Origin of the sequence: Bacteroides muris (ex Fokt et al. 2023), assembly GCF_024704895.1 — a bacterium.
Classification (GTDB): domain Bacteria; phylum Bacteroidota; class Bacteroidia; order Bacteroidales; family Bacteroidaceae; genus Bacteroides; species Bacteroides muris.
The window spans coordinates 60832-85864 of the sequence record NZ_JAMZEE010000016.1 but is presented as its reverse complement, the minus strand read 5'-3'; the positions used below and the strand labels follow the sequence as shown (position 1 = coordinate 85864).

19 protein-coding genes, 1 tRNA gene and 1 pseudogene are annotated in these 25033 nt (G+C 48.1%); 9 read left to right on the top strand and 12 right to left on the bottom strand.

Features of this window, described 5'->3' with window-relative positions; all coding sequences use genetic code 11:
* Nucleotides 1-102: 102 nt before the first annotated feature.
* The 3 genes from M1B78_RS08740 to M1B78_RS08730 form a co-directional block, all read right to left on the bottom strand.
* Nucleotides 103-175, bottom strand: a tRNA-Gly gene (locus M1B78_RS08740).
* Nucleotides 176-286: 111 nt separating this feature from the next.
* Nucleotides 287-1432 carry a carboxynorspermidine decarboxylase gene (gene nspC, locus M1B78_RS08735; protein ID WP_257931938.1) on the bottom strand — a complete coding sequence of 382 codons (1146 nt, stop codon included), beginning with the start codon at nucleotides 1430-1432 and terminating at the stop codon, nucleotides 287-289.
* Nucleotides 1433-1606: 174 nt separating this feature from the next.
* The gene (locus M1B78_RS08730) at nucleotides 1607-3961 is read right to left on the bottom strand and encodes an ATP-dependent helicase (protein ID WP_257940439.1); all 2355 of its coding nucleotides are present in this window, start codon (nucleotides 3959-3961) and stop codon (nucleotides 1607-1609) included.
* Nucleotides 3962-4105: 144 nt separating this feature from the next.
* Between M1B78_RS08730 and M1B78_RS08725 the strand changes: the two genes are divergently transcribed.
* Nucleotides 4106-4726, top strand: a complete 621-nt coding sequence (locus M1B78_RS08725) for a superoxide dismutase (RefSeq protein WP_276018916.1) — start codon at nucleotides 4106-4108, stop codon at nucleotides 4724-4726.
* A 168-nt stretch (nucleotides 4727-4894) separates the two neighbouring features.
* Nucleotides 4895-5503 (top strand): thiamine phosphate synthase, encoded by a 609-nt coding sequence (locus M1B78_RS08720; protein WP_257931937.1) that lies wholly within the window; start codon nucleotides 4895-4897, stop codon nucleotides 5501-5503.
* Nucleotides 5504-5519: 16 nt separating this feature from the next.
* Here the strand turns inward: M1B78_RS08720 and M1B78_RS18870 are convergent.
* Together M1B78_RS18870 and ppdK are read right to left on the bottom strand one after the other, a co-directional pair.
* Nucleotides 5520-5653, bottom strand: a pseudogene (locus M1B78_RS18870) (sensor histidine kinase); the annotation flags it as partial.
* Between the two features lie 298 nt (nucleotides 5654-5951).
* The gene (gene ppdK, locus M1B78_RS08715; RefSeq protein ID WP_257940438.1) at nucleotides 5952-8672 is read right to left on the bottom strand and encodes a pyruvate, phosphate dikinase; all 2721 of its coding nucleotides are present in this window, start codon (nucleotides 8670-8672) and stop codon (nucleotides 5952-5954) included.
* Nucleotides 8673-8877: 205 nt separating this feature from the next.
* On the opposite strand from ppdK, the gene rlmD reads away from it, so the two are divergent.
* Both rlmD and M1B78_RS08705 read left to right on the top strand, forming a co-directional pair.
* Nucleotides 8878-10299, top strand: coding sequence for a 23S rRNA (uracil(1939)-C(5))-methyltransferase RlmD (gene rlmD / locus M1B78_RS08710; protein WP_257940437.1), 1422 nt, complete (start codon nucleotides 8878-8880; stop codon nucleotides 10297-10299).
* 60 nt (nucleotides 10300-10359) lie between these two features.
* Complete coding sequence (locus M1B78_RS08705; protein WP_257940436.1) at nucleotides 10360-11271, top strand: RluA family pseudouridine synthase; 912 nt, start codon at nucleotides 10360-10362, stop codon at nucleotides 11269-11271.
* Nucleotides 11272-11336: 65 nt separating this feature from the next.
* Here M1B78_RS08705 and M1B78_RS08700 read toward each other — a convergent pair whose 3' ends face one another.
* The 4 genes from M1B78_RS08700 to M1B78_RS08685 form a co-directional block, all read right to left on the bottom strand.
* A complete protein-coding gene (locus M1B78_RS08700) occupies nucleotides 11337-11750 on the bottom strand; it encodes a hypothetical protein (RefSeq protein ID WP_005836471.1) in 414 nt (137 codons plus the stop codon).
* A 10-nt stretch (nucleotides 11751-11760) separates the two neighbouring features.
* A complete protein-coding gene (locus M1B78_RS08695; RefSeq protein WP_005828348.1) occupies nucleotides 11761-12195 on the bottom strand; it encodes a hypothetical protein in 435 nt (144 codons plus the stop codon).
* 57 nt (nucleotides 12196-12252) lie between these two features.
* Nucleotides 12253-13395, bottom strand: coding sequence for an MFS transporter AraJ (gene araJ, locus M1B78_RS08690; RefSeq protein WP_005836469.1), 1143 nt, complete (start codon nucleotides 13393-13395; stop codon nucleotides 12253-12255).
* A 104-nt stretch (nucleotides 13396-13499) separates the two neighbouring features.
* The gene (locus tag M1B78_RS08685) at nucleotides 13500-14369 is read right to left on the bottom strand and encodes an aldose 1-epimerase family protein (RefSeq protein WP_257940435.1); all 870 of its coding nucleotides are present in this window, start codon (nucleotides 14367-14369) and stop codon (nucleotides 13500-13502) included.
* A gap of 298 nt (nucleotides 14370-14667) precedes the next feature.
* Between M1B78_RS08685 and M1B78_RS08680 the strand changes: the two genes are divergently transcribed.
* The 5 genes from M1B78_RS08680 (at nucleotide 14668) to M1B78_RS08660 (ending at nucleotide 22180) form a co-directional block, all read left to right on the top strand.
* The gene (locus M1B78_RS08680; RefSeq protein WP_257940434.1) at nucleotides 14668-15297 is read left to right on the top strand and encodes an HU family DNA-binding protein; all 630 of its coding nucleotides are present in this window, start codon (nucleotides 14668-14670) and stop codon (nucleotides 15295-15297) included.
* 27 nt (nucleotides 15298-15324) lie between these two features.
* Nucleotides 15325-16536, top strand: coding sequence for an exonuclease SbcCD subunit D (locus tag M1B78_RS08675; protein ID WP_257940433.1), 1212 nt, complete (start codon nucleotides 15325-15327; stop codon nucleotides 16534-16536).
* Between the two features lie 15 nt (nucleotides 16537-16551).
* Nucleotides 16552-19974: an AAA family ATPase gene (locus M1B78_RS08670; RefSeq protein WP_257940432.1), complete on the top strand. Its 3423-nt coding sequence runs from the start codon at nucleotides 16552-16554 to the stop codon at nucleotides 19972-19974.
* A gap of 100 nt (nucleotides 19975-20074) precedes the next feature.
* Nucleotides 20075-20929, top strand: coding sequence for a type I methionyl aminopeptidase (gene map, locus M1B78_RS08665; protein WP_136010509.1), 855 nt, complete (start codon nucleotides 20075-20077; stop codon nucleotides 20927-20929).
* 21 nt (nucleotides 20930-20950) lie between these two features.
* Entirely contained in the window at nucleotides 20951-22180 is a 1230-nt protein-coding gene (locus M1B78_RS08660) for a DNA recombination protein RmuC (RefSeq protein ID WP_257940431.1), read from the top strand.
* A gap of 190 nt (nucleotides 22181-22370) precedes the next feature.
* On the opposite strand, the gene nqrF is transcribed toward M1B78_RS08660, so the two are convergent.
* From nqrF to M1B78_RS08645, 3 genes are all read right to left on the bottom strand, one after another.
* Nucleotides 22371-23645, bottom strand: a complete 1275-nt coding sequence (nqrF, locus tag M1B78_RS08655; RefSeq protein ID WP_136010511.1) for an NADH:ubiquinone reductase (Na(+)-transporting) subunit F — start codon at nucleotides 23643-23645, stop codon at nucleotides 22371-22373.
* 17 nt (nucleotides 23646-23662) lie between these two features.
* On the bottom strand, nucleotides 23663-24289 hold the full coding sequence (gene nqrE, locus M1B78_RS08650) for an NADH:ubiquinone reductase (Na(+)-transporting) subunit E (RefSeq protein WP_136010512.1): 627 nt from the start codon (nucleotides 24287-24289) through the stop codon (nucleotides 23663-23665).
* A gap of 105 nt (nucleotides 24290-24394) precedes the next feature.
* The gene (locus tag M1B78_RS08645; protein ID WP_136010513.1) at nucleotides 24395-25030 is read right to left on the bottom strand and encodes an NADH:ubiquinone reductase (Na(+)-transporting) subunit D; all 636 of its coding nucleotides are present in this window, start codon (nucleotides 25028-25030) and stop codon (nucleotides 24395-24397) included.
* Nucleotides 25031-25033: the final 3 nt, after the last annotated feature.

Sequence of the window (25033 nt, the reverse complement as noted above, 5' to 3'; positions counted from 1 at the left end):
ACAGGACTCGAACCTGCATGCCTCTCGACACACGCACCTGAAACGTGCGCGTCTACCAATTCCGCCACCTGGGCATAGGTAATTGCAATCTAAACTGCCTTGAGCGGAAAACGAGACTCGAACTCGCGACCCTAACCTTGGCAAGGTTATGCTCTACCAACTGAGCTATTTCCGCGATTGCGGATGCAAAGGTAGATATTTTCCTTAAACCTGCAAACATTCTGCAGACTTTTTTTCATTCAAAAAATGCACATTTTTGTTACGTATACAATTATACTTTTGATTATCAACTCATTCGCTCACGATAATCTTCGTAAGAAAATTGCTTGAAAACTTCTGATTTCCCTTCTTTTGTCCACATTGCAATGGCCGGATGGTGAATTCCATTGAACATATTCGTCTTTACAGTGGTGTAATGTATCATGTCTTCAAAGACGATTCTCTCCCCTATCTGCAGTTCATGGTCAAAACTCCACAGTCCCATATAGTCGCCGCTCAAGCAGGAGTTTCCTCCAAGGCGATAGACGTAAGGGCCCGCATCGCCCATTCCCGCTCCACGCACCGCAGGCTGGTAGGGCATCTCCAAGCAATCAGGCATATGGCACGTAAAGCTAACATTGAGGATGGCGGTACGAATGCCGCGGTTTTCCACGATATCCACTATTTCCGAGCTCAGCACACCGGTCTGCCAGGTGAAAGCAGAACCTGGTTCAAGAATGATTTGAAGATGCGGATAGCGTTCCTTAAAACCCTTCAATAGGCGGACAAGATGCTCTACATCATAATCCTTGCGCGTCATCAAATGGCCCCCTCCCAAATTCAACCACTTAATCTGTGAGAACCAGCGGGAGAATTTTCCTTCCAAATGCTCCAATGTACGTTCCAGCTCGTAGGAAGAAGACTCGCAGTGACAATGACAGTGAAAACCTTCAATACCGGCCGGAAGTTTTTCGGGAAGCTGGTCGGTCATCACACCGAAACGGGTACCAGGCGCACAAGGATTATACAGTTCCGTCTCCACCTCCGAATATTCGGGATTGATGCGGATACCGCAGGAAATGCCGCTTCCTTCCGCCGTCACCGCCGGATAAAAGCGATGGAACTGCGAAAGCGAATTGAAAGTGACATGACTGCTGCACCGCATTATCTCCGGAAATTCGGCCTCGGTATAAGCCGGCGAGTACGTATGCGCCTTGCTTCCGAACTCCTCCAATGCCAGACGGGCTTCGTAGACGGAACTTGCCGTAGAGTGATTTATATACTCCCTGAAAATAGGAAAGGAACGCCACATGGCAAATGATTTGAAAGCGAGGATTATCTCCACACCTGCACGGTCAGCCACACTTTTTATCAGTGCGAGGTTCTTCCTCAGCAATCCTTCTTCCATAATATAGCAGGGAGAAGGGAAAAGGGTAAAATCTTTATCAGTCATTCTTCTATTTATATTTTCTATCATTCACAAAGCCATTCGAACAAACGAAGGGTCTGAAAAGCCCTGCCTGAGGACTTAGCAAAACAGATACCGCTCCTTTTAGGACGCTTCTTTTTATAATGGAATTTACGCGAATCAGTAGTTGAAACGAAACCACCGGTTCGCATTACTCCACTACCCAATAACCTTGAAACGCGCGAAGCGCAGTAAAAGTTGCTTGTCCCCCGCATTCTTGAAGCGGATGGTAGCCTTGGCATTGTCTCCCTCGCCTTCCAGCTTCAAGACTTCGCCCAGACCGAAACGTTCGTGCTCAATAAGTTGTCCTCGCTGTACACGGTTGGCCGACCCACTGGCAGAAGGCGATGTATTTGCCATATTTGCAGAAGACGCCACCCGTTTCAGGTTACGTGGAACGGTCGGTGCAATAATCTGCTGCTTCGGCCGTACAGATACACGCTCTCTTCCGCCATACGGGACATCTTCCCTATCAGGCGCAAAGCCTCTGGCGTTCTCCCTGCGGAAAACGGCGGCTTCATCCTCTACCCTGCGAAACATTCCCACATCCTGAGGTAGGCGCAGGAAACGCATATCTATATCCTTCAGGAAACGGCTGGGAGTACCGAACTCCATCTTGCCATACCGGAAACGTGCCTTTGCATACGATAGGAAACAGTGTTCTTCGGCACGTGTGATGGCTACATAGAACAGCCTCCGTTCTTCCTCCAACGCCCGGGGAGAGTCACCCGCCATGCCACTGGGGAAAAGGTTCTCCTCCATCCCCACTACAAACACATTCCTGAACTCCAATCCCTTGGCCGAATGTACAGTCATCAGCGTTATCTTCTCATCGTCGCCATCCTTATCCGAATCCTGGTCGGTAAGAAGAGAAACTTCCGAAAGGAAATCGCCCAACAACACACTCGGGTTTCCCTCCTCCTGCCGTTGGGCACAAAAATCATTCATACCGTTCACCAACTCCTCTATATTCTCCTTACGGCTCAGATTCTCGGGAGAGTTGTCCTGACACACATCATTGATGATGCCCGATTGGCGAATAATGTCGGCACCAATCTCGCAGGCATTCTTTTCCGCAGCATCTGTGATAAAGGCAGATATAAGTTCACGAAATGCCTGCAACTTTCCCATCGTACCTTTATTGAAGTTCAAGCCATATGTCAACGGTTCACAAAGCACAGTCCACAAACTGACATTGTGACCGGTGGCGGCAGCAATGATTTTTCCCACTGTCGTATCTCCTATACCCCGTGCAGGATAGTTGATAATACGCTTGAAAGCCTCTTCATCATTGGGATTCACTATCAGACGGAAGTAAGCGATGACATCTTTGATTTCCTTACGCTGATAGAACGACAAGCCTCCATAAATACGGTAAGGCATACTGCGTTTGCGCATGGCTTCCTCAAAGATACGGCTCTGCGCATTGGTACGGTAGAGTATCGCAAAATCAGAGTAGGCATAGTGCTTTTCATGCCGTAGCTCAGCTATCTTATTCACCACAATATCCCCTTCCTCCACATCGCTATATGCCTGGTACACACCGATGGCTTCTCCTTTCTCCTTTTCTGAAAACACTTCCTTACGTATCTGCCACTGGTTCTTTTCTATCAGGCTGTTGGCCGCGCGAACAATGGTCTGGGTAGAACGGTAGTTCTGCTCCAGCTTGAAGACCTTCGTATCGGGATATACTTTCGTAAAATAGAGAATATTGTCAATATCGGCACCACGGAAGGAGTAGATACTCTGTGCATCATCCCCCACCACACAGACATGTTGATGGTTCTTGGCAAGTTGCAGCACGATACTGTGCTGTGCAAAATTGGTATCTTGATACTCATCTACCAAAATGTAGCGGAACTGGTCCTGATAACGCGCCAACACCTCGGGGTAGTCCCGGAACAGCAGGAATGTGTAGAACAGCAAATCGTCGAAGTCCATTGCATCTGCCTGCCGGCAACGCTCCCAATATCTCTGGTAGATGTCGCGAAGCGCCGGAACCTTTGCTGCGCGGTCTCCCTCGTAAGCCTCCTTGTTATTGGCATAGCCTGCAGGAGAAACCAGATGATTCTTGGCATTCGAGATACGAGCCTGCACCATCCCCGGCTTGTACACTTTCTCATCCAGCCCCATTTCCTTGATAATGGAACGTATCAGGCTTTTGCTGTCCGCCGTATCATAAATGGTAAACTGCGAAGTGAAGCCGATATGCCCGGCCTCGACATGCAGAATGCGCAGGAACAAGGAGTGAAAGGTTCCCATCCACAAATGGCGTGCCCTCTCCGACCCCACCTGACGGGCTATACGCTCCTTCATTTCGCGCGCCGCCTTGTTGGTAAAGGTCAATGCCAGAATGTTCCAAGGCTGGTAGCCATTCTCTAGCAGATAAGCAATCTTATAGGTCAGCACACGCGTCTTTCCTGAACCGGCACCGGCTATCACCAATGACGGACCATCGTTGTACAGCACCGCGTTCCGCTGTCCCTCGTTCAGTTCCTCTATATAATCGGGCATATCCGTATAATCTTAAAATGATAATATTTTTTCTTCCTTTGTTTTTACGGAGGCAAAGATAAAAAAAGCTTCGGAGACGTACGAACATTTCCACAGGTTATAGTGTTTATATAGCAAAGTTCCAAAATTTAATAATTGAAACTTATGAATACAATATTAACGATTTTAATGACAACAGTTATGACTTACGAAATGCCAAAACTTCCCTATGCCAACAATGCACTGGAACCCGTAATCAGTCAGCAAACCATAGATTACCACTATGGCAAGCATCTGCAAACCTACGTGAACAACCTCAACAATCTCGTTCCGGGAACAGAATTCGAAGGCAAGAATCTATTGACCATTGTCGCCACAGCACCGGACGGTGCCATCTTCAACAATGCAGGACAGGTGTTGAACCACACACTATACTTCTTGCAGTTTGCCCCGAAGCCTGCCCACAGCGAGCCTACCGGTAAACTGGCAGAAGCCATCAAACGCGACTTCGGCAGCTTTGAGAATTTCAAGAAGGAATTCAACGCAGCAGCTGTCGGATTGTTCGGCTCCGGATGGGCTTGGTTGTCTGCCGACAAAAACGGCAAACTCCACATCACCAAAGAAGCCAATGGTAGTAACCCAGTACGTGCCGGTCTTGTTCCGCTACTCGGATTCGATGTATGGGAACATTCATACTATCTTGACTACCAGAACCGCCGTGCCGACCACATAAACGAGTTATGGGGCATCATTGATTGGGATGCGGTAGGCAAAAGATTCAAATAAACCGACAAGGTCTCATAAAGCCATGTGAAGGGCGCCTTCTTGAATTATAAAAACTCAAGAAGGCGTTTTCTTGTTTAAAGCAGTCATCTAACATATTTTAAAGAAATTCTTTGGCTTCTACCATAAGTATTCATTAACTTTGCTAAACTTAAAAGTTTAACAATAAAAATGAAACTCATCGTAGTAACAGCACCCACATTTTTTGTGGAAGAAGACAAGATTATCACGGCACTATTCGAAGAGGGGCTGGATATTCTACATCTGAGGAAGCCGGAAACTCCCGCCATGTATTCAGAACGGCTTTTAACACTGATACCTAAAAAATATCATAAGCGCATCATTACTCATGAGCACTTCTACCTGCAGGAAGAGTTCAGCCTGATGGGAATTCATCTAAACACCCGCAACCCCAAAGAACCTCACGACTATTCAGGCCACATCAGTTGTACCTGCCATTCACTGGACGAAGTGCAAAACAAGAAGCATTTCTATGACTATCTGTTCTTAAGCCCGATATATAATTGTATCACAAAGTCCGGAGTCACGTCCGGCTTCACTGCCGAGGAATTGCGGCAAGCAGGGAAAAGTAAGATCATAGACAGTAAAGTCATGGCCTTGGGAGGCATTACTCCCGACAACATACTGGAGATTAAGGATTACGGATTCGGTGGTGCTGTTGTAATGGGTGACTTATGGAATAAATTCAATGCCTGCACCGACCGCGACTATCTGGAAGTAATCCACCACTTCAAAAAATTGAAGAAAATGGCCGATTGAGCCTTAGACTGGCAAATCAAAATTTATCGTACTCTTTGTATTCAATACTGGCAGGCAACGTGATATACCTCCCCCATAGTGTCCCACAATAGATTTGGTGATGGAAAGCCCCACCCCCGCACCTTAAATATCGTAGTTCATATTCACGAACCACATACTCTTTTTCAGATGTGTGACATGTATATACACCGGATAGAATCCATCTTTACGCTGCTTCTGCACACAAGTTCTAAATGTAGCCATATATTTTGATTTACAGTTTATCAAACTTCTAAACTTCTTTCTAAACCGGACATTGCAAAATTACAAAATATTTCTAAACCTTCCAAAGCAAAACCCTGTATAAAGTGCTTAGAATGCAGATAAAACAAATATGGGTTTACAGCACATCCTCAGCGCTATAAACCCATACAAAACATTATTTATCAATACATTACATTATCAAATATCAGCCTTCGATTGCCGCCTGCGCCGCAGCCAGACGTGCAATGGGCACACGGAACGGAGAACAGCTGACATAATTCAAACCGACCTTGTGGCAGAACTTCACAGAAGAAGGCTCACCACCATGTTCGCCGCAGATACCGCACTTCAAATCCGGACGGATAGCACGTCCCTTTTCAGTAGCCATACGCACCAACTGTCCTACACCATTCTGGTCGAGTACCTGGAACGGGTCTACTTTCAGAATCTTCTTCTCCAGATAAATCGGGAGGAAGGAAGCGATATCGTCGCGTGAATAACCAAATGTCATCTGAGTCAAGTCGTTCGTACCGAATGAGAAGAACTCGGCAGAGGAAGCAATGCGGTCGGCAGTCAAGGCGGCACGCGGAATCTCAATCATTGTACCTACTTTGAAGTCGATGCTGTCACCCACTTCTTCAAACAACTGGGCAGCCTCAGCACGAATCACTTCTTCCTGCTGCTTGAACTCATACAAGATGCCGGTCAGAGGAACCATGATTTCAGGATGGGTTTCGGCACCCTCCTTCTTCAATTCCAAAGCAGCACCCAAGATGGCACGCGTCTGCATCTGTGTAATTTCAGGATATGTATTTCCCAAACGGCAACCACGATGACCCAACATCGGATTATGCTCACAAAGAGCCTCAACACGTTGCTGGATATACTGGAGGCTTACACCCATCGTATCTGCCATTTCCTGCTGTCCCTTCAGGTCATGAGGAACAAACTCATGCAAAGGAGGGTCGAGTAGACGTACAGTCACCGGACAACCAGCCATTGCCTTGAAGATACCCTTGAAGTCAGCTTGCTGGTAAGGTAGAATCTTAGCCAAAGCCTTGCGACGTCCTTCAGCGTTTTCTGCCAGAATCATCTCGCGCATGGCTTTAATCTTCTCGCCTTCGAAGAACATGTGCTCCGTACGGCAAAGGCCGATACCCACCGCACCAAAATTGCGTGCCACTTCTGCATCGTGAGGAGTATCCGCATTGGTACGAACCTGCAGCTTCGTATATTTGTCTGCCAAATCCATCAGTTCCGCAAAGTCACCGGACAGCTCAGCCGCTTTTGTCTCCACCTTGTCTTTATATACTTCACCAGTGCTTCCGTTCAAGGAGATATAGTCACCTTCTTTCAACAGTACACCATCCACTTCCACTGTACGCGCCTTGTAGTCTATGTTCAAGGCACCGGCACCGGACACACAGCACTTACCCATACCACGAGCAACCACTGCTGCATGCGAAGTCATACCGCCGCGGGCAGTCAGGATACCTTCGGCAACTGCCATACCTGCCAAATCTTCCGGAGAAGTCTCGATACGTACCATCACCACACGCTTGCCGGCAGCATGCCATTCGGCAGCATCATCGGCAAAGAATACGATTTGTCCCGTAGCGGCACCCGGAGAAGCGGGAAGACCACGGGTCAATACCTTGGCTTGCTTCAGAGCTGTCTTGTCAAATACCGGGTGGAGCAGTTCGTCCAACTTATTGGGCTCACAACGCATCAATGCAGTCTTTTCGTCAATCATACCTTGATGGAGCAAGTCCATGGCAATCTTCACCATAGCGGCTCCGGTACGCTTACCGTTACGGGTCTGGAGGAACCAGAGTTTACCCTCTTGTACAGTGAACTCCATATCCTGCATATCACGGTAGTGATTTTCGAGTTTCGTCTGCAAAGCATCCAGTTCCTTATAAATTTCCGGCATAGCCTCCTCCATGGAAGGATATTTGCTGACACGTTCTTCTTCGCTTACACCAGCCAATTCAGCCCAACGTTGAGAACCGATTTTTGTAATCTGTTGCGGAGTACGGATACCGGCAACCACGTCTTCGCCTTGTGCATTAATCAAATACTCGCCATTGAAAAGGTCCTCACCGGTAGCAGCATCGCGGCTGAAGCAAACACCCGTAGCAGAGCTCTCGCCCATATTACCGAATACCATAGCCTGAACGCTTACGGCAGTACCCCATTCGTCAGGAATTCCCTCCATCTTACGATACAAAATAGCACGTTCGTTCATCCAGGAGTTGAATACGGCACAAACGGCACCCCACAACTGCTCGTAGGCACAAGTCGGGAAGTCTTTTCCGGTTTGTTCTTTCACCGCAGCCTTGAACTTCTTCACGAGTTCCTTAAGGTCTTCCACCTCAAGCTCGTTATCCAGCTTCACGCCTTTAGCATGTTTCACCTCTTCTATAATAGCCTCGAACGGGTCTACATCTTCCTTGTTCACCGGTTTCATGCCCAGCACCACGTCGCCATACATCTGCACGAAACGACGGTAAGAGTCCCATGCAAAGCGTGCATTGCCCGTCTTGCGCGTCAGGCCTTCCACCACTTCGTCATTCAAGCCAAGATTCAGGATAGTGTCCATCATGCCCGGCATGGAAGCGCGCGCACCCGAACGTACGGAAACCAGCAACGGATTCTCCACATCACCGAATTTGGAACGCATCAGTGTTTCCACATGGGCAATGGCTTGTTCAACTTCATTCTTCAACAGAGCAACGACTTTATCCTGCCCCATTTCATAATATTCCGTACAAACTTCTGTCGTTATTGTAAAGCCCGGAGGAACCGGAACCCCTATAAGGTTCATTTCTGCAAGGTTAGCACCTTTCCCACCCAAAAGGTTTCTCATATCGGCCTTTCCTTCTGCCTGGCCATTACCAAAGGTATAAACTCTTTTTTTGTCCATAATATAAATTTAAAGTTTTTGATAGTGATTTTCTCTTTTCTGTTCGCAAATCTAAGTATATTTCGCAGACTAGAAAACTTTTTCAGAAAAAACTTTATGCTAAAATGCAATTTCGACATTGCAATCTTTAATATTTCATTTCATAGAGAGAAATCCCGAAAAAAATGCCTATTTTTGCCGAAGAATTTATTAGACTGGTGTAAAAGTGGCAAGAAAAAGAAAAGAACTTCCCCTATTGGAGAAGGTGACAATTACGGATGTGGCTGCCGAAGGAAAAGCCATCGCAAAAGTCAATGATTTGGTGGTTTTCGTACCATATGTCGTCCCCGGCGACGTAGTTGACCTGCAAATTAAGAGAAAAAAGCATCATTATGCTGAAGCCGAAGCAGTGAAATTCCATGAATATTCGGCAGTACGAGCAATTCCATTCTGCCAACATTATGGTGTATGCGGCGGTTGTAAATGGCAGGTTCTCCCCTATTCCGAGCAAATCAAGTATAAGCAAAAACAAGTAACGGACAACCTCACCCGCATCGGCAAAATAGAATTGCCGGAAATTTCTCCGATACTAGGTTCAGAAAAAACTCAGTTCTACCGGAATAAGCTGGAGTACACTTTTTCCAACAAACGTTGGCTGACGACGGAAGAGGTTCAGCAGAATGTAGTGTACGAACAGATGAATGCCGTAGGCTTCCATATTCCCAATGCTTTCGACAAAGTGCTTGCCATAGAGAAGTGCTGGTTGCAGGATGATATATCCAACCGCATCCGCAATGCAGTACGCGACTATGCCTACCGGCACAACTATTCTTTCATCAACCTGCGTACGCATGAAGGAATGCTACGCAATATGATTGTGCGTACCTCTACCACCGGCGAACTGATGGTAATCCTCATCTGCAAGATAGAGAAAGAGGAGGAAATGGCTCTGTTCAAGCAAATGCTGCAATACATAGCAGATACATTCCCTGAAATCACTTCCCTGCTATACATTATTAATAATAAGTGTAACGATACCATTACCGACCTTGAGGTACACACCTTCAAGGGGAAAGACCACATCTTCGAGGAAATGGAGGGACTGCGCTTCAAGGTAGGTCCCAAATCTTTCTATCAGACCAACTCCGAGCAAGCCTACAACCTCTACAAAGTAACGCGCAACTTTGCCGGACTGACCGGTAACGAGCTTGTCTATGACCTTTATACCGGTACGGGCACCATTGCCAATTTCGTATCCAAGCAAGCACGCCAGGTAATCGGCATAGAGTATGTGCCCGAAGCGATTGAAGACGCCAAGGTCAATGCCGAGATTAACGGAATTGAAAACACATTGTTCTTTGCCGGAGACATGAAAGACATGCTGACACAAGACTTCATCAACCAATACGGTCGTCCCGATGTCATCATCACCGACCCTCCCCGTGCCGGAATGCACCAGGATGTAGTGGATGTCATTCTGTTTGCCGAGCCCAAACGCATCGTATATGTCAGCTGTAATCCGGCTACGCAGGCGCGCGATTTGCAACTGCTCGATGCGAAATATAAAGTAAAGGCCGTTCAACCGGTAGACATGTTTCCGCACACCCACCACGTGGAAAACGTAGTATTATTGGAATTAAAAGATTGAAAATCCAAGTAGTTTTCAATCGTAAATTGTAAATTGTCTAATCGTAAATTAAAACCAGTCGTGGCAAAAGAAAAAATTACAGCAAGAGCCCGCACACAATATACGGACTACATGGTGAAGGAACCGATGGAACTCATGGAGTTTCTGGCAGCAAAAATGCCGGATGCCAGCCGCACCAAGCTGAAATCATTGCTAAGCAAACGCATCATATATGTAGACAGCGTTATCACTACACAATACAATTTCCCCCTGAAACCGGGTATGAAAGTACAAATCAGCCGCGAAAAGGGACGAAAGGAGTTCAACCATAAACTGATGAAGATTGTATACGAGGATGCCTACATTATCGTGATAGAGAAAATGCAGGGCTTGCTGTCCGTCAACACTGACAGACAAAAAGAACGTACAGCCTATACCATCTTGAATGAATACGTACAACGCTCGGGCAGGCAGCACCGCGTATATATTGTGCATCGCCTGGACCGTGACACCTCCGGCTTGATGATGTTTGCCAAAGACGAGAAGACCCAACGTACACTACGCGATAACTGGCATGACATTGTAACAGACCGGCGATACGTAGCCGTAGTGGTCGGCGAGATGGAAAAAGATGCAGGAACCGTGGTTTCTTGGTTGACGGACCGTAAGCTGTATGTATACTCCAGCCCGACAGATGATGGAGGGCAAGAGTCCATTACACACTACCGTACCATCAAGCGCGCCAATGGGTATTCCCTTGTCGAACTGAATCTGGAGACTGGACGCAAGAATCAGATACGCGTACACATGCAGGATTTGGGGCATCCCATCATCGGTGACGGACGCTATGGACTGGAAGACGTAAATCCTATCAATCGCTTGGCTCTGCATGCTTTCAAACTCTGTTTCTATCATCCCGTCACGGGAGAGCTGATGCGGTTTGAAACACCTTATCCGGGAGAGTTCAAGAAATTGGTTTTGAAGAATAAGTAAAAAGCTGACATACAATAAAAAACGGAGCAATTGATTTGCTCCGTTTTTTATTGATAAGCATGTCGTCATTGCCGACGCATACGAAAAGGCTGTCCGTGAATATTATCTTGATATTCCCTCCAGCTATTATACCAAGTACCACTGAAAGAATAAGAATCAGCCATGGCTCCTTCAATGTAAGCCATGCTGCCATCATCATAGAATTCCAATTCCATCAGATTGTAAGCCCCACTAACCCAATTCCATCTGAAAAGCAAATAATTCGGGTCGCCATATGAACCAATAGTACCTTGGTTGCGCGCGTTAAAGGTCATAATCGTCCCCCTACCCCAAGTATATGCCCCGAAATCTATTTCTTCAGATGTATACCATTCACCGGGCAGATTATATTCCGTTTCTTCCTCACTATCACATGATGTCAATCCTAATACAAGGACAAACAACAATAACATTTTTGTGTATTTCAACATATTATTCATAAGCCATACTTTATTTATAATTAGCATCTACCATCATAACAACCACTCCATCCAGTTTACCGGATAAATAATGTTCGCGCACCCATACATTATCAAAGTACTTGATTTCACCGGCACCATAATTCAGAGTCAACCCCTCCATAGACTTATCCATCCATTTCCAAGTAAAAGTACGTGAAGTCGTTTCATAGGGACGGGACTCGCCTCCGCGATAATACTCCCAGATTTCCTGTCCAGAATTATCAGCCTTGGCAAACTTCAGCTGATGACTGCATAACACTTCAACTCCATCTTTGTTTTCCGTCTGATATTCTTCTATCCACGTCTTCCCACACAATTTGTCGTCGCTATTCTGCATGGTATAATATACATCATCCCCACAAGACGCCAGCCCAATCGTAAATACACACAACAGCAATATCTTCACATAATTCAAAGTCTTCATAAGTTATCGAGTTTAGTTAATACTTGCGGACAAACATACACAAAAAAAATGAAACACTTAATACTTATCCTGGAATTTCTTGTAGAAGACAAGGAATAAAATAAATCCCATCAGTGCAAACGGTACGCCTGCCAATGCGGGATAACGGTATCCTCCACTCAAGGCAAGACCTCCGATATAGGCTCCGATAGCATTCCCCAAATTGAAGGCCATCTGTACACAAGCGCCTCCCAACATTTCTCCTCCAGGGGCCACACGAATCATCAACACCTGCTCCGGACTGGAGACGGCAAACAAACCTGCCGTACAGAGTGTCATCAATATTGCCGAACACCACGGATAGGGCGAGAGTAAAAATATCAATAATAAAATAACACATATCATCCCTTGCACCACCGTACCTACCTTTCCCGGAGTGTACCGGTCGGACATGCGCCCACTGACCAGATTGCCGGCAACCATTCCGAATCCTGCCAGTACCATCAGCGCCGTAATGCTTTCCGCACTAAAACCGGAAACCTCAGTCAGCAACGGGGTGATGTAGCTATACCAGCAGAATACGCCACCGTTGCCCAAAGCCGTAGCTCCCAATATGAGCCACGGCGCCGGCTTCTTCAAAAAACGGAACTGTCCTTTAAATCCCGTGTCTTTCAGTCCTTCGACCTGCGGTACCCAACGCCAAATGTAGTACAGTGTTATCAATCCCCAGGCACCTACCAGCAGAAACGTGGCACGCCAAGACAGTGTATGGCTCAACGAAGTACCCAACGGCACCCCAAACAGATTGGCCACAGTCATTCCCGCTATCATAATTGAAACCGCCTCCGAGCTTTTCCCCTTATCAGCCAATTTTCCCGCAACAATGGAAGCCACCCCAAAATAAGCGCCATGAGGAAGTCCGGAAACAAAACGTCCCAACAGCAAGACCCAATAATTGGGTGCCATAGACGCACAAATATTACCCACAATCATTAATGCCATCAAGACCAGCAGAATCTGCTTCAACGGGCGTTTACGGGCCAGGAGCAGCATGGGCGCACCAAAACAAACACCCAACGCATACGCAGAAATGAAATGACCGGCCACGGGAATGCTGATTCCCAAATCAGTAGCCACATAGGGCAAAATACCCATCATCGTAAATTCGGCAATCCCTAGCCCCAATGTGCCGAACGCCAATGCAATAAGACTCTTCTTCATACCTTAAAAAACAACCTATATTTTTTACCGGGCGCAAAGATAATGACATTGCATTCTCCAAATAAAAAGGATACCGAATTATTTTCAGTATCCTTCTTCATTTTTTATCTTATATCAATTGTATACCCACCTTTAAAGACTCCTCCCGGCGCCAAGTGCTGCATCCAGTCCTTATCCTTATATTCGCCCTTATAATGGGCACGGTCACAACGCCCGTACCACGGCTCGATGCAGACAAACGGAGCATTCTTGGCCGGAGGCGACCACAACCCCACCACCGGAGTGTCGAAATACAGACTGAGATAGGGCTTCTTCTCCTTATTATATAATGTAACTTCTTTCACTTGACTGTTTTCCAGAATCAGGGCATCTTTATCAAAGGAGTGGATGTCCAAAGGCAGCAGGCCATCTGTCAACTCAAGCAAATATTCCTTATCCGGAGCGGCACATCCTTTCTCGGAGATAAGGATATAGTGCAAACCTTCCGTCTTATCAAAGCCGAAATATCCACGGTCCGTTGTCTCCGTATCATAGTCCGGGTAATAGAAAGCCGGATGGGCCCCTATCTGGAAGTGCATTTCGCGTGTTCCGGTATTGATGACTTTCCAAAGCACCTCAATCTTCTTTCCCTCTATCCGATAGCCTATCTCAAGGCAAAACGGGAAAGGATATTTCTTGCGTGTTTCCTCACTGTCAACCAGTCGATAACGCACTTCATCTTCCAGTTCAAGCATCAATTCAAAATCCATATCGCGGGCAAAACCGTGTTGCGTCAATGCGTAGGAAACGCCTTCGTGGCGGTATTCATTCTCCCAAACGCTACCTACAATGGGAAAAAGCACCGGAGAATGCCGTTTCCAGAAAGCAGGGTCTGCCTGCCAAAGATATTCTTTTCCATCATGCAAGATACTGCATAACTCGGCTCCATGCGGTGAAACTTTAATTGTCAGTTCTGAATTAGAAAGTGTTCTCATATCATATATATCATTTTTTGAATGGATTTCTCCACTCTCATCAATTTGTTCCAAAGATACAAAATAGGACTCTTCTCACCTCAACTCCTAACAAAAAACTTCCCGACTAGCAATAAAAAACTTCCTAACTACCAATAGTAAAGTTTGCAAGTATAGAGATAAAGAATTACCTTCGCCCTTGGTTTGTCTATCCCAAGCCTTGGGATAGAAATCCCCAACCTTGGGACACGCATCCGCAACCTTGGGATAAACTTTGCAAACCCCGAAGACGAACGAACCTCATAACAACATCACCATCATGGCAGAATACAACATGCAGGAACTGAACCTGCCGGGAGAAGACGGCAAACGCATCCTTTACCCACGAATGAAACTATACGGGCAGGTGGACCTGGAAACCATCACCGAAAAGATAACATACGCCTCATCCTTCACACGAGGCGACATCATCGGACTGATGCAAGCCGTCACCGACGAAATAGCCTACCAGATGGGACAAGGCTACTCCGTGAAGATTGACAACTTAGGAGTATTCACCCCCGCCCTCGGCCTGCGCCAAGACCGCGAACGGGAGACGGGAGAAGAAGGAGACACCAAGCGAAACGCAGCCAGCATCTGCCTGAAGGACATACACTTCAAGGCGGACAAAGAACTACTGTACCGTACAGCCCGCCAATGCCATCTGAAACGTTCCAGCGACAAGTTTCGGCGCTCCTCACAGATGTTCTCTCCACAGGAACGGCTGGAACGGGCCAAAAAGTACCTGGAGAAGAACAGCTTCATGACCCAAGCCGACTATTGCCGATTGACCGGCTTATTGAAGTCCACCGCCTCCCGCGAGTTGCGCGAATGGATAGCCAATCCCGAATCGGGCATCGACTATAAAGGAAGGGGGACGCACAAGATTTATATTCTAAGAAAACAGTAACCCACACCCATTGAAACCATAAAAACAATGAAGATACTACACACCAGCGACTGGCACCTGGGACACACCCTCTACAACTACGACCGCACCGCCGAGCAGCAGGCTTTCCTACGGCAACTCGCCTGCATAGTGGCCGAAGAGCAGCCCGACGCCATGGTGGTGAGCGGAGACATCTACCACTACTCCGCTCCTGCCGCCGCCACGCAGAAGATGTACACCGACGCCATGCTGAACATTCACCAAGCCTGCCCCGGAATGGCCATCGTAGTCACTGCCGGAAACCATGACAGCAGCTCGAAACTGGAAATAGACAGCAGCCTATGGCAACACTTCGGCCTGAACGTCGTGGGGAACATCGAACGTACGGCCGAGGAAGTGAACCTGGACAAGCACATCATCGAGGTGGACAATGAAAAAGGGACAACAGGCTACGTTATTGCCGTGCCCCACGTCTATCCGCAAAACTTCCCCCTGCTGGACTCTGAAACACCGCGCGACCAACGGCAGGCACGCTTCTTCCAGGCGTTGCTGGACGAAGTGAAAAAACGGAATACGGCACAGCTGCCCGTCGTCCTCATGGCTCATCTCTCCATCGAAGGCAGCGACCGCAGCGGGCACGATGAGAGTATCGGCGGAATAGAGTATGTTCCCCTCAGCGCTATGGGAGAAGGGTACGACTACCTGGCACTCGGGCACATCCATTGCCCTCAGGACATCAAAGGCAGTCATCACCACGCACGCTATTGCGGTACCCCCCTCCCCGTCAGCTTCGACGAAACCTATCCTCACTCCGTCTCCATCGTCAAGTTGGAGAAAGGTGTAGAACCACAAATCAGTACAAGGGAAATTGAAAATGCAATTCCCCTCGTCACGCTTCCCCATGACCCGACGCCTTTCGAAGACGCCCTGAAATTACTGGAAGAATACCCGGAAGAGAGACCTGCATACCTCCGTCTGAATGTGCTGACAAAAGGCTACCTGCCACCCGACTGCAACGAAAAAGCCTCGAACGCCGCCAAAGGCAAGGCATGCAAATACTGCTACATCAGGACCACCCGCGAACGGCAACCCGACGCTGACAAGAGCAAGCATATCTCCATCCAGGAAATGCAGGAAATGTCTCCTCTGGAAATTGCCAGACTCTACTACCGCGAAACCGAAGGAGAAGAGATGGACACAGAACTTTGCCAGCTGATGGAGACTGCCGTGCAAAAAGTGAAAAGTAAGAATAACTCATAATCATCTGTCCGGAACATGAAACTCCAGAAACTCACCATAAAGAACCTTGCCTCCATAGAAGATGCCGTCATCGACTTCGAGAACAGACCGCTAAGTGAAGAATCCCTCTTCCTTATCTGCGGAGAGACGGGGGCAGGCAAGACAACCATTCTCGACGCCATCTGCCTGGCACTCTACAATGACACGCCCCGCATGGACCATGCCGAGAACGAAAAATACAAGGACCTGAACCAGACTTTCTCTGCCAAAAAGGAAGACATTGCCATCAACGACAGCCGGCAACTGATGCGCCGTAACACCAGTGAAGCATGGACGGAGCTGGAGTTTACCGGCTCGAACGAAACGCCCTACACTGCCCGATGGTACGTGGCACGGGCGCACCGCAAGATTTCAGGAACCGTGCAGGATGTGCGCTGGACATTGGAAAACAGAAAGACCGGCATACAACTCAACAAAAAAAATGAGATAAAAGCGGAAATACAAGCTGCAGTGGGGTTGACCTTCGAACAATTCTGCCGCACCACCATGCTGGCGCAAGGCGACTTCACCAAGTTCCTGCAAAGCAAGGAAAGCGAAAAATCGGATATCCTGGAAAAGCTGACCGGCACAAGTATCTACTCCGAAATAGGTGCCGAAATATATGCCTCCACCAAGCAAAGACGGACAGAATACGAAAACCAGAACCGGAAGTTGGAAGGCATCCACATCCTGGCAGAAGAAGAAGTCGCCGCAATCAATGAAGCCATAGCCACGCAAAATGCCGGAGTCAAGGAAGCCAATGAGCAGAAGACCATCGCCCTCGCTAGACGGGACTGGCTGAAGAAATACGCCGAACTCCTCCTCGCCCGTGAACAGCAAAAGAAGATGTGGGAAGGGAAGCAAGCGCAACTGCAATCGAACGAATTCAAACAGAAAGAACTGCTGATTAAGGAATGGAATGCCACCGCCGATGCCCGCAACTGGCTCTCTACCTTGAAACAGCAGCAACAGCAACAACAACAGAACCATGCACAAGCCGGGATACTGAAAGCATCCTTCGCCCGGCTGGACGGAGGAAGCAAGTGGCTATGCAGTTTCCTGAAAGAGCAAGAAGACAAGCTGCATCGTGCCGAGAAGTACTTGCAAGAGCACTCGCCCTTACTACCCATGTTCGAGCAAAGCCAGTCCATCATTACCGGCCTAAAATCCGCACTCGATGCCCAAACGCGCATCGGCACCTACAACGCGCAGCTTGAAAGACTTGCCGCACAACAACCCGTGAAGGTCAAAGAGCGCACCGACAAGGAAGCCGCCCTCGCCCGGAAAGAACAAGAGAACCATGCACTGCAAAACGAAATAAACCTACGGAACAAGCAGCTTGAAACCATGGACCGCCCTGCCCTGCAGGACAAGAAAAACAAACTCGACGCCGGACGGGAGAACCTGCTACAAGCCTTGAATGCCTTGTCTCTGCTGGCCGAAACGGAAAGGACACTGAACGAGGCGAAGGAAAACGAAAAGACGTTGAACGCCAAAGTGGAGGCGTGCCAAAAGCAATACGTCCTCCTGCAAACGGCATTCGACAGCAGGAAAACAAGTTATGATGACATCCGCACCCTGTACGACAAGCAAAAGGAAGCCATAGAAGAGTGGGCAAAGGAAGCACGCTCCCGGCTTGCCGTCGGGGATACTTGCCCCGTGTGCGGACAAGAAATAAAATCGCTCTGCAAAGATGAAGATTTCCAGTCTGTCCTTGCTCCCATACGCACATCCCTGGAAACAAGAGAGAAAGAATACAAGGAAGCCGAGCAGGCATTGAACAACAACCGGACAGAATCCAAAACCTACAGAACACTGGCAGAGAATGCCCGTCAGTCTACAGCAAGAGCACTCCGGAGCTACAACCTTGCCCACGCTGACGCACAAGCCCAATGCGCCCGATGCAACGGCATCGGCCTCTCCGACACCATCGGCGAAACTCTGAAGAAGCTATTGGAAAAGAACAAGCTGGAATCGGAAAAACTGAACGAAAAGCTCACGGAAGTTCAAAGGCTCAGCACACAAATCACAACTCTGCAACGGCAAAAGGATGAATGCCAGAAAAGCGTGGACGCTGCACGCCAAGCCTTCAACTCTGCCGACAAAATGCTGAATGAACTGAAAAACAGCATCGTCAATTACGAGTCGCTCACTGCCAACGAAAAGGAGAACATACATGCCACCATAAACCGCGTCACTCCTCACATCCTTTGGGAGGGATGGAACACGGAATGGGAAAACTCTCCCCTCTCCTTTATTGACCGCCTGACGCAAGCTACGCGCAACTACCGGCTGGCGCAGGAAAAACAAAGAGAACTGAAGTCCGCCATTGCCCTTATCCATAAAGAGCTGGAAGGGATAAACATAAACAGGAAAAGCATTGATACCGCATTCCCCGACTGGCGAAACGCACCTGCAGCAACACAGGAAACGGAAATCAAAAACCTGGGGATAGCCTGGAATGACCTGAATACACAGGCAAGCAAACTGAAACAAAGCATATCCTCCACCGCAGACCAAATGGCAAGGCTACAAAAGGATTTAACCGGGTTCTATGCCGTCAATCCCACTCTCGACGAGGAGCGTATCACGGTCTTATCCGCTTGGTCCAGCCCACGGATAGAAGCATTGCGTGCCTCATTGCAGACAATCAAAGAGGAAGAAGTAGCTGCATCAACCGCCTTTCATCTGACCACCGGACAAGTGGAAGAGCACATCAGCCGGAAGCCCGAAATAGAAGAAAATGAAAACCTCGAAACCCTGGATGCACTCATCGCGAATCTCGAAGAAAAGATAACCGTCGGCAACCAGTCCATCGGCCAGCAGAAGTTACGTCTGGAAGAAAACATGCGCAACATCGACCGGATAAAGGAAGAGAAGGAACATGCTGACCGGCTACGTGAAGAGTATCTGAAGTGGGACCGCCTCTGCCGCCATTTCGGTGACGAACGGGGAAAAAACTTCCGCAACATAGCCCAGAGCTTCGTCCTGAAAGAGCTGCTGGCAGGTGCCAATTTCTATCTGCAACACTTGACCGACCGCTACGAACTGGAATGCCAGGCCGGATCGCTCACCATCCTGCTGCGCGACTTCCATCAAGGAGGAGCGGCGCGTCCGGCATGCACCTTGTCGGGCGGTGAAAGCTTCCTGGTATCTCTGTCGCTTGCCCTCGGACTTTCTTCCCTCAGCCGCCAGAGCCTCTCGGTAGACACTCTGTTCATAGACGAAGGCTTCGGCACACTGAGCAGCGACTACCTGAACACCGTCATGGATACATTGGAAAAACTACACCAGATGGGTGGCAAGAAGGTAGGCATCATCAGCCACGTGGAAGGACTGAAAGAACGCATAAAGACCCAGATACAGGTACGGAGAATAGACAGTTCAAGAAGCGAAATAGAAGTGATGAATACCCTCTAAGCCGGTATTGGGATAAAGAAAACAAATGTTTTTCGGCTCTCGATAGTACAAGCACCTGCATTATTGTGTATTTTTGCACATTCATAAAAAAGAAAAGACAATGAAAAAGTTCATGAAAGGAGTCCGGTTTACTCCTAAAAACTATTCCGACGAAGTAGAAGCCAAAATTCAACATTATAAGAAAGAAGGGTATAAACTGCCGATGCGAAGCGCACTCCGTACCGAGGAGCAGTTGGCCGGTATCCGTGCAAGTGCCAAAATCAACACAGCCCTGCTGGATTATCTCTCCGAGAACATTCGAGAAGGTATGTCCACAGCCGAAATTGACCACATGGTGTATTGCTTCACCACAGACCACGACGCTATCCCCGCTCCCTTCATGTACGAAGGTTTCCCCAAAAGTGTATGCACCAGCATCAACGATGTAGTGTGCCACGGCATCCCCAGCACCAGGGAATTCCTGAAAAGCGGTGACATTGTAAATGTCGATGTATCCACCATCTACAAAGGTTACTTTGCCGACGCATCACGCATGTTCATGATTGGCGAAGTCAGCCCCGACATGCAGAAACTGGTACAGGTCACCAAAGAATGCCGTGACATAGGCATACAAACCGCACAGCCTTGGGCACGCCTCGGTGATGTAGGTGCCGCCATCCAGGAACATGCGGAAAAGAACGGATATAGCGTGGTACGCGACCTTTGCGGACACGGCTGTGGCGTCAAGTTCCACGAAGAACCGGATGTGGAACACTTCGGCAAACGTGGAACGGGCATGCTGATAGTACCCGGCATGACGTTCACCATCGAACCGATGATTAACATGGGAAGCTACGAAGTCTTTATCGACGAAGCCGACGGATGGACTGTCTGCACAGACGACGGACTGCCTTCTGCCCAATGGGAAAGCCAAATCCTGATTACTGAAGACGGAAACGAAATATTGACACAATAAGGCGGACACTTCAAAACACTTATGGAGATAGTATTACTGATTATAGGGATAATCATCGGAACCGTAGTCGGCTATCTGGCGGCAGACCGCAAGTCTGCCGCACTGAGGGCGGAAATCAGCGGGACAAAGAAGGAAATAGAATTATTGAAGCTGCAGAAGGAAGAAGCCGAAGCATTGCACAAACGCATGAACATCGAGTTCGAGAATCTCTCCAACCGTATCTTCCAGAGCAAAGCCGAAGACTTTACCAGGCTGAATGCCGAACACCTGGGCAATCTGCTCCGTCCGCTGGGGGATAATCTGAAGGACTTCCGCCAGAAGGTGGAACAAGTATACAGTGCCGAAGCCAAAGAACGTTTCTCGCTGGGAGAACGCATCAAGGAACTGGTGGAACTGAACAATCGCCTCAGCGAAGATGCCAACAACCTGACCCGTGCCTTGAAAGGAGATTCGAAGATGCAAGGCAACTGGGGTGAAATGATTTTGGAACGTCTGTTGCAAGCCTCCGGACTGATTGAAGGAGAACACTACTTCCGTCAGGAGTTTCTAAAAGACGAACGAGGCGAAGCCATCATCAATGAAGAAAGCGGGCAAAAGATGCAGCCCGACATCATTGTAAAGTACCCCGATGAACGGGAAATGATTATCGACTCCAAAGTGTCGCTGACAGCATATGCCGCCTATACCTCCGCCGAAAGCAAGGAGGAACAGGCACACTTTCTGAAAGCACACCTGCAATCCGTCCGCGCCCACATCGACGAACTCAGCCACAAGGACTACTCGCACTATGACGCTCAATCGCCGGATTTCGTTATGATGTTCATCCCTACCGAAGGTGCTTACTTCCTCGCCATCCAAAGCGATGCCCACCTCTGGGAATATGCCTACAACAAAAAGGTGGTACTGATGAACCCCACCAACCTGATTAGTGCCCTGCGCCTCTCGCTCGACCTTTGGAAGAAAGAGAACCAGATAAAGAATGTGCAGGCTATCATCAAGCGCGGCACCATCTTATATGAAAAAATTGCAGGCTTTACCGACACCTTCCTCGGTATCGGCGACCGGCTGACCAGCCTGCAAAGGGATTACGACAAAGCCTTCAACCAGCTTTCGGACGGTAATGGCAGCGTAGTGCGCCAAGCCGAAATGCTGAAAGGCATGAGCCTCACTCCTAAGAAACGCATTTCTCCAAGATTGCTGCCCAAAGACACCCTTCAAGAAGAAACAGAAGAGGACAACAACACTCAATAAAAAACATCCAACATGGAAACTCTGAAGGACTGCATTCTCCTTCATCAATATCAAGGAATAAAGAAAAAGCGACGAAAAATCCACTCCACTTTCTTTCATTAGAGAGGAAATGACCCGAATAAAAAAACTCCGGCAAAACCATGAAGGCCATGCCGGAGTCTTTTTATTATCTCAAAACGGACAAGGAAGATTATCCGCCAAAGTTATCGAACATCAGGTTCTGAGCCGGAACACCGAGGTCGTCAAGCATCTTCTCAACAGCTTTCGACATAGGGCCGGGACCACACATGTAGTATTCGATGTCTTCGGGAGCTTCGTGGTCTTTCAAGTAAGTCTCGTAAATTACGTTGTGTACGAAGCCCGGAGTATACTTCACGCCCGCTGCATCGGCGGCAGGGTCGGGACGGTCTAATGCAAGATGGAACTTGAAGTTTGGGAAATCCTTTTCTATCTGCAGGAAGTCTTCCAGATAGAACACTTCGTTCAACGCACGCGCACCGTAGAAGTAGTTCATCACGCGGTCTGTAGTGCGCAGTGTTTTCGTCATGTGCATAATCTGTGCACGCAACGGAGCCATACCGGCACCACCGCCGACCCACATCATCTCCCTCTTGGAATCGAATATCGGATGGAAGTCTCCGTAAGGACCACTCATGATTACCTTATCACCCGGTTTCAAGGTAAAGATATAAGAAGAAGCAATACCCGGCATTACATCCATGAAGCCCGGACCCTGATCTTTCGGCTTGAACGGAGGCGTAGCGATACGTACCGTCAACATGATGCGGTCGCCCTCGGCAGGATAATTGGCCATAGAATAGGCACGGATGGTTTCTTCGTCATTGCGGCACTTCAAGCCCAACAGACCGAATTTCTCCCATGCAGGCAAGTATTCCTTACCGATAAGTTCCTTGTCGATATCCTTATCATAATCCATCGAATATTTAGGAATCTTAATCTGCGCGTATGAACCCGGAACAAAATCCATGTGCTCGCCTTTGGGCAATGCAACGATAAACTCTTTGATGAACGTAGCCACATTCTTGTTGGAGATAACCTCGCACTCCCATTCTTTCACGCCCAGCACGCTTTCGGGAACCTTGATGGCCATATCACCCTTCACCTTCACCTGGCAACCCAGACGCCAGTGGTCTTGTATTTGCTTACGGCTGAAGTGCGGAGTCTCAGAAGGCAGGATTTCGCCTCCACCTTCCACCACCTGGCATTTGCACTGTCCGCAGGAACCTTTACCACCACAAGCGGAGGAAAGGAACACACCATTTACAGACAGCGTATTCAGCAATGTAGAACCGGAAGCTACGTCCAGTTCCTTCTCGCCATTGATAGTCAGTTTCACATTACCTGAAGGCACCAGGAAATTCTTGGCAACCAGCAGGATAACAACAAGCAGGAGGACAACCACGAGGAATACTCCAATGCTTGCTAATATCATATTCATATCCATTGTTCTATTCCTTTCTTTTAGATGTTCAAACCAGAGAAACACATAAATGCCATTGCCATCAGACCTACTGTGATAAACGTTATACCCAGTCCTTTCAGTGGAGCCGGAACGTCAGAATAGGCCATTTTCTCACGGATGGCAGCCAAGCCTACGATAGCCAGCAACCAACCGATACCTGAACCAAACGCATAAGAAACAGCATCAGCAATACCACCGATGAATTTCGGATCGCTCTCGCCCAGCGTGATGCGCTGCTGCATGAAAAGAGAAGCACCCATGATGGCACAGTTTACAGCAATCAGCGGCAAGAAGATACCCAGTGAAGCATACAGCGAAGGGCTGAAACGCTCTACAATCATTTCCACCAACTGAACGATAGCTGCAATTACGGCAATGAAAAGAATAAAACTCAAGAAACTGAGGTCAACGCCTTCAATGATTGCGTTGGCAGCCAGCACCTTTGTCTGCAATAAATAGTTGACCGGAAGTGTAACTACCAACACGAAAGTTACGGCGATGCCCAGTCCCACGGCAGTCTTCACATTCTTCGATACGGCAAGGTAAGAACACATACCGAGAAAGAATGCGAATATCATGTTGTCCACAAAGATAGAGCGGACGAATAAACTTAATAAATGTTCCATAATCTTTATAAGTAGTTAAGTAGTAAGTAAAAAGTAGTAAGTAGAAAAATGATTCAGAGTATCTGATTCCAACTACTGGTACTGAATGCTGACTACTTCAAATTATTACTTTTCCTGCAATTCTTTGTGACGTGCACGCTGATACCAGATGATGCAGGCACAGATAATCAGTGCCATCGGCGGCATCAGCATCAAGCCGTTGTTCACATACCCCAACTTCTGCAAAGGCTCATAGTTCAAGATGTTGAAACCGAGCAGTGTTCCCGAACCCAGGAGTTCGCGGAAGAAAGCTACGATTACCAGAATCTTGGCATATCCCAAACCGTTGCCCACACCGTCAAGGAAAGACTCCCAAGGACCGTTCTGCATGGCAAATGCTTCCAAGCGTCCCATCAGGATACAGTTGGTGATAATCAGACCTACATATACAGAAAGCTGTACACTTACGTCGTAAGCAAAAGCTTTCAGAATCTCACTTACGATAGTCACCAATGCGGCAACCACCACCAACTGAACAATGATACGGATACGGTTGGGTATCGTCTTGCGCAACAGTGAAATCACTACGTTGGCAAATGCCGTAATCACCGTCACCGAAAGACCCATCACGATGGCGGGCTCCAGCTTGGCAGTAACAGCCAAAGCAGAACAGATACCCAATACCTGCACGGTGACGGGGTTATTCAGTCCCAGCGGAGTAGAGAATACTTCTTTATTCTTCTTTGAAAACAATTGTCCCATATT

What these genes read in the sequence shown, in the direction of transcription:
- nspC (WP_257931938.1), bottom strand. Translation starts at nt 1,432, where the DNA reads ATGACTGATAAAGATTTTACCCTTTTCCCTTCTCCCTGCTATATTATG.
- M1B78_RS08730 (WP_257940439.1), bottom strand. Translation starts at nt 3,961, where the DNA reads ATGCCCGATTATATAGAGGAACTGAACGAGGGACAGCGGAACGCGGTG.
- M1B78_RS08725 (WP_276018916.1), top strand. Translation starts at nt 4,106, where the DNA reads ATGAATACAATATTAACGATTTTAATGACAACAGTTATGACTTACGAA.
- M1B78_RS08720 (WP_257931937.1), top strand. Translation starts at nt 4,895, where the DNA reads ATGAAACTCATCGTAGTAACAGCACCCACATTTTTTGTGGAAGAAGAC.
- ppdK (WP_257940438.1), bottom strand. Translation starts at nt 8,672, where the DNA reads ATGGACAAAAAAAGAGTTTATACCTTTGGTAATGGCCAGGCAGAAGGA.
- M1B78_RS08700 (WP_005836471.1), bottom strand. Translation starts at nt 11,750, where the DNA reads ATGAATAATATGTTGAAATACACAAAAATGTTATTGTTGTTTGTCCTT.
- M1B78_RS08695 (WP_005828348.1), bottom strand. Translation starts at nt 12,195, where the DNA reads ATGAAGACTTTGAATTATGTGAAGATATTGCTGTTGTGTGTATTTACG.
- araJ (WP_005836469.1), bottom strand. Translation starts at nt 13,395, where the DNA reads ATGAAGAAGAGTCTTATTGCATTGGCGTTCGGCACATTGGGGCTAGGG.
- M1B78_RS08685 (WP_257940435.1), bottom strand. Translation starts at nt 14,369, where the DNA reads ATGAGAACACTTTCTAATTCAGAACTGACAATTAAAGTTTCACCGCAT.
- M1B78_RS08680 (WP_257940434.1), top strand. Translation starts at nt 14,668, where the DNA reads ATGGCAGAATACAACATGCAGGAACTGAACCTGCCGGGAGAAGACGGC.
- M1B78_RS08675 (WP_257940433.1), top strand. Translation starts at nt 15,325, where the DNA reads ATGAAGATACTACACACCAGCGACTGGCACCTGGGACACACCCTCTAC.
- M1B78_RS08670 (WP_257940432.1), top strand. Translation starts at nt 16,552, where the DNA reads ATGAAACTCCAGAAACTCACCATAAAGAACCTTGCCTCCATAGAAGAT.
- map (WP_136010509.1), top strand. Translation starts at nt 20,075, where the DNA reads ATGAAAAAGTTCATGAAAGGAGTCCGGTTTACTCCTAAAAACTATTCC.
- M1B78_RS08660 (WP_257940431.1), top strand. Translation starts at nt 20,951, where the DNA reads ATGGAGATAGTATTACTGATTATAGGGATAATCATCGGAACCGTAGTC.
- nqrF (WP_136010511.1), bottom strand. Translation starts at nt 23,645, where the DNA reads ATGGATATGAATATGATATTAGCAAGCATTGGAGTATTCCTCGTGGTT.
- nqrE (WP_136010512.1), bottom strand. Translation starts at nt 24,289, where the DNA reads ATGGAACATTTATTAAGTTTATTCGTCCGCTCTATCTTTGTGGACAAC.
- M1B78_RS08645 (WP_136010513.1), bottom strand. Translation starts at nt 25,030, where the DNA reads ATGGGACAATTGTTTTCAAAGAAGAATAAAGAAGTATTCTCTACTCCG.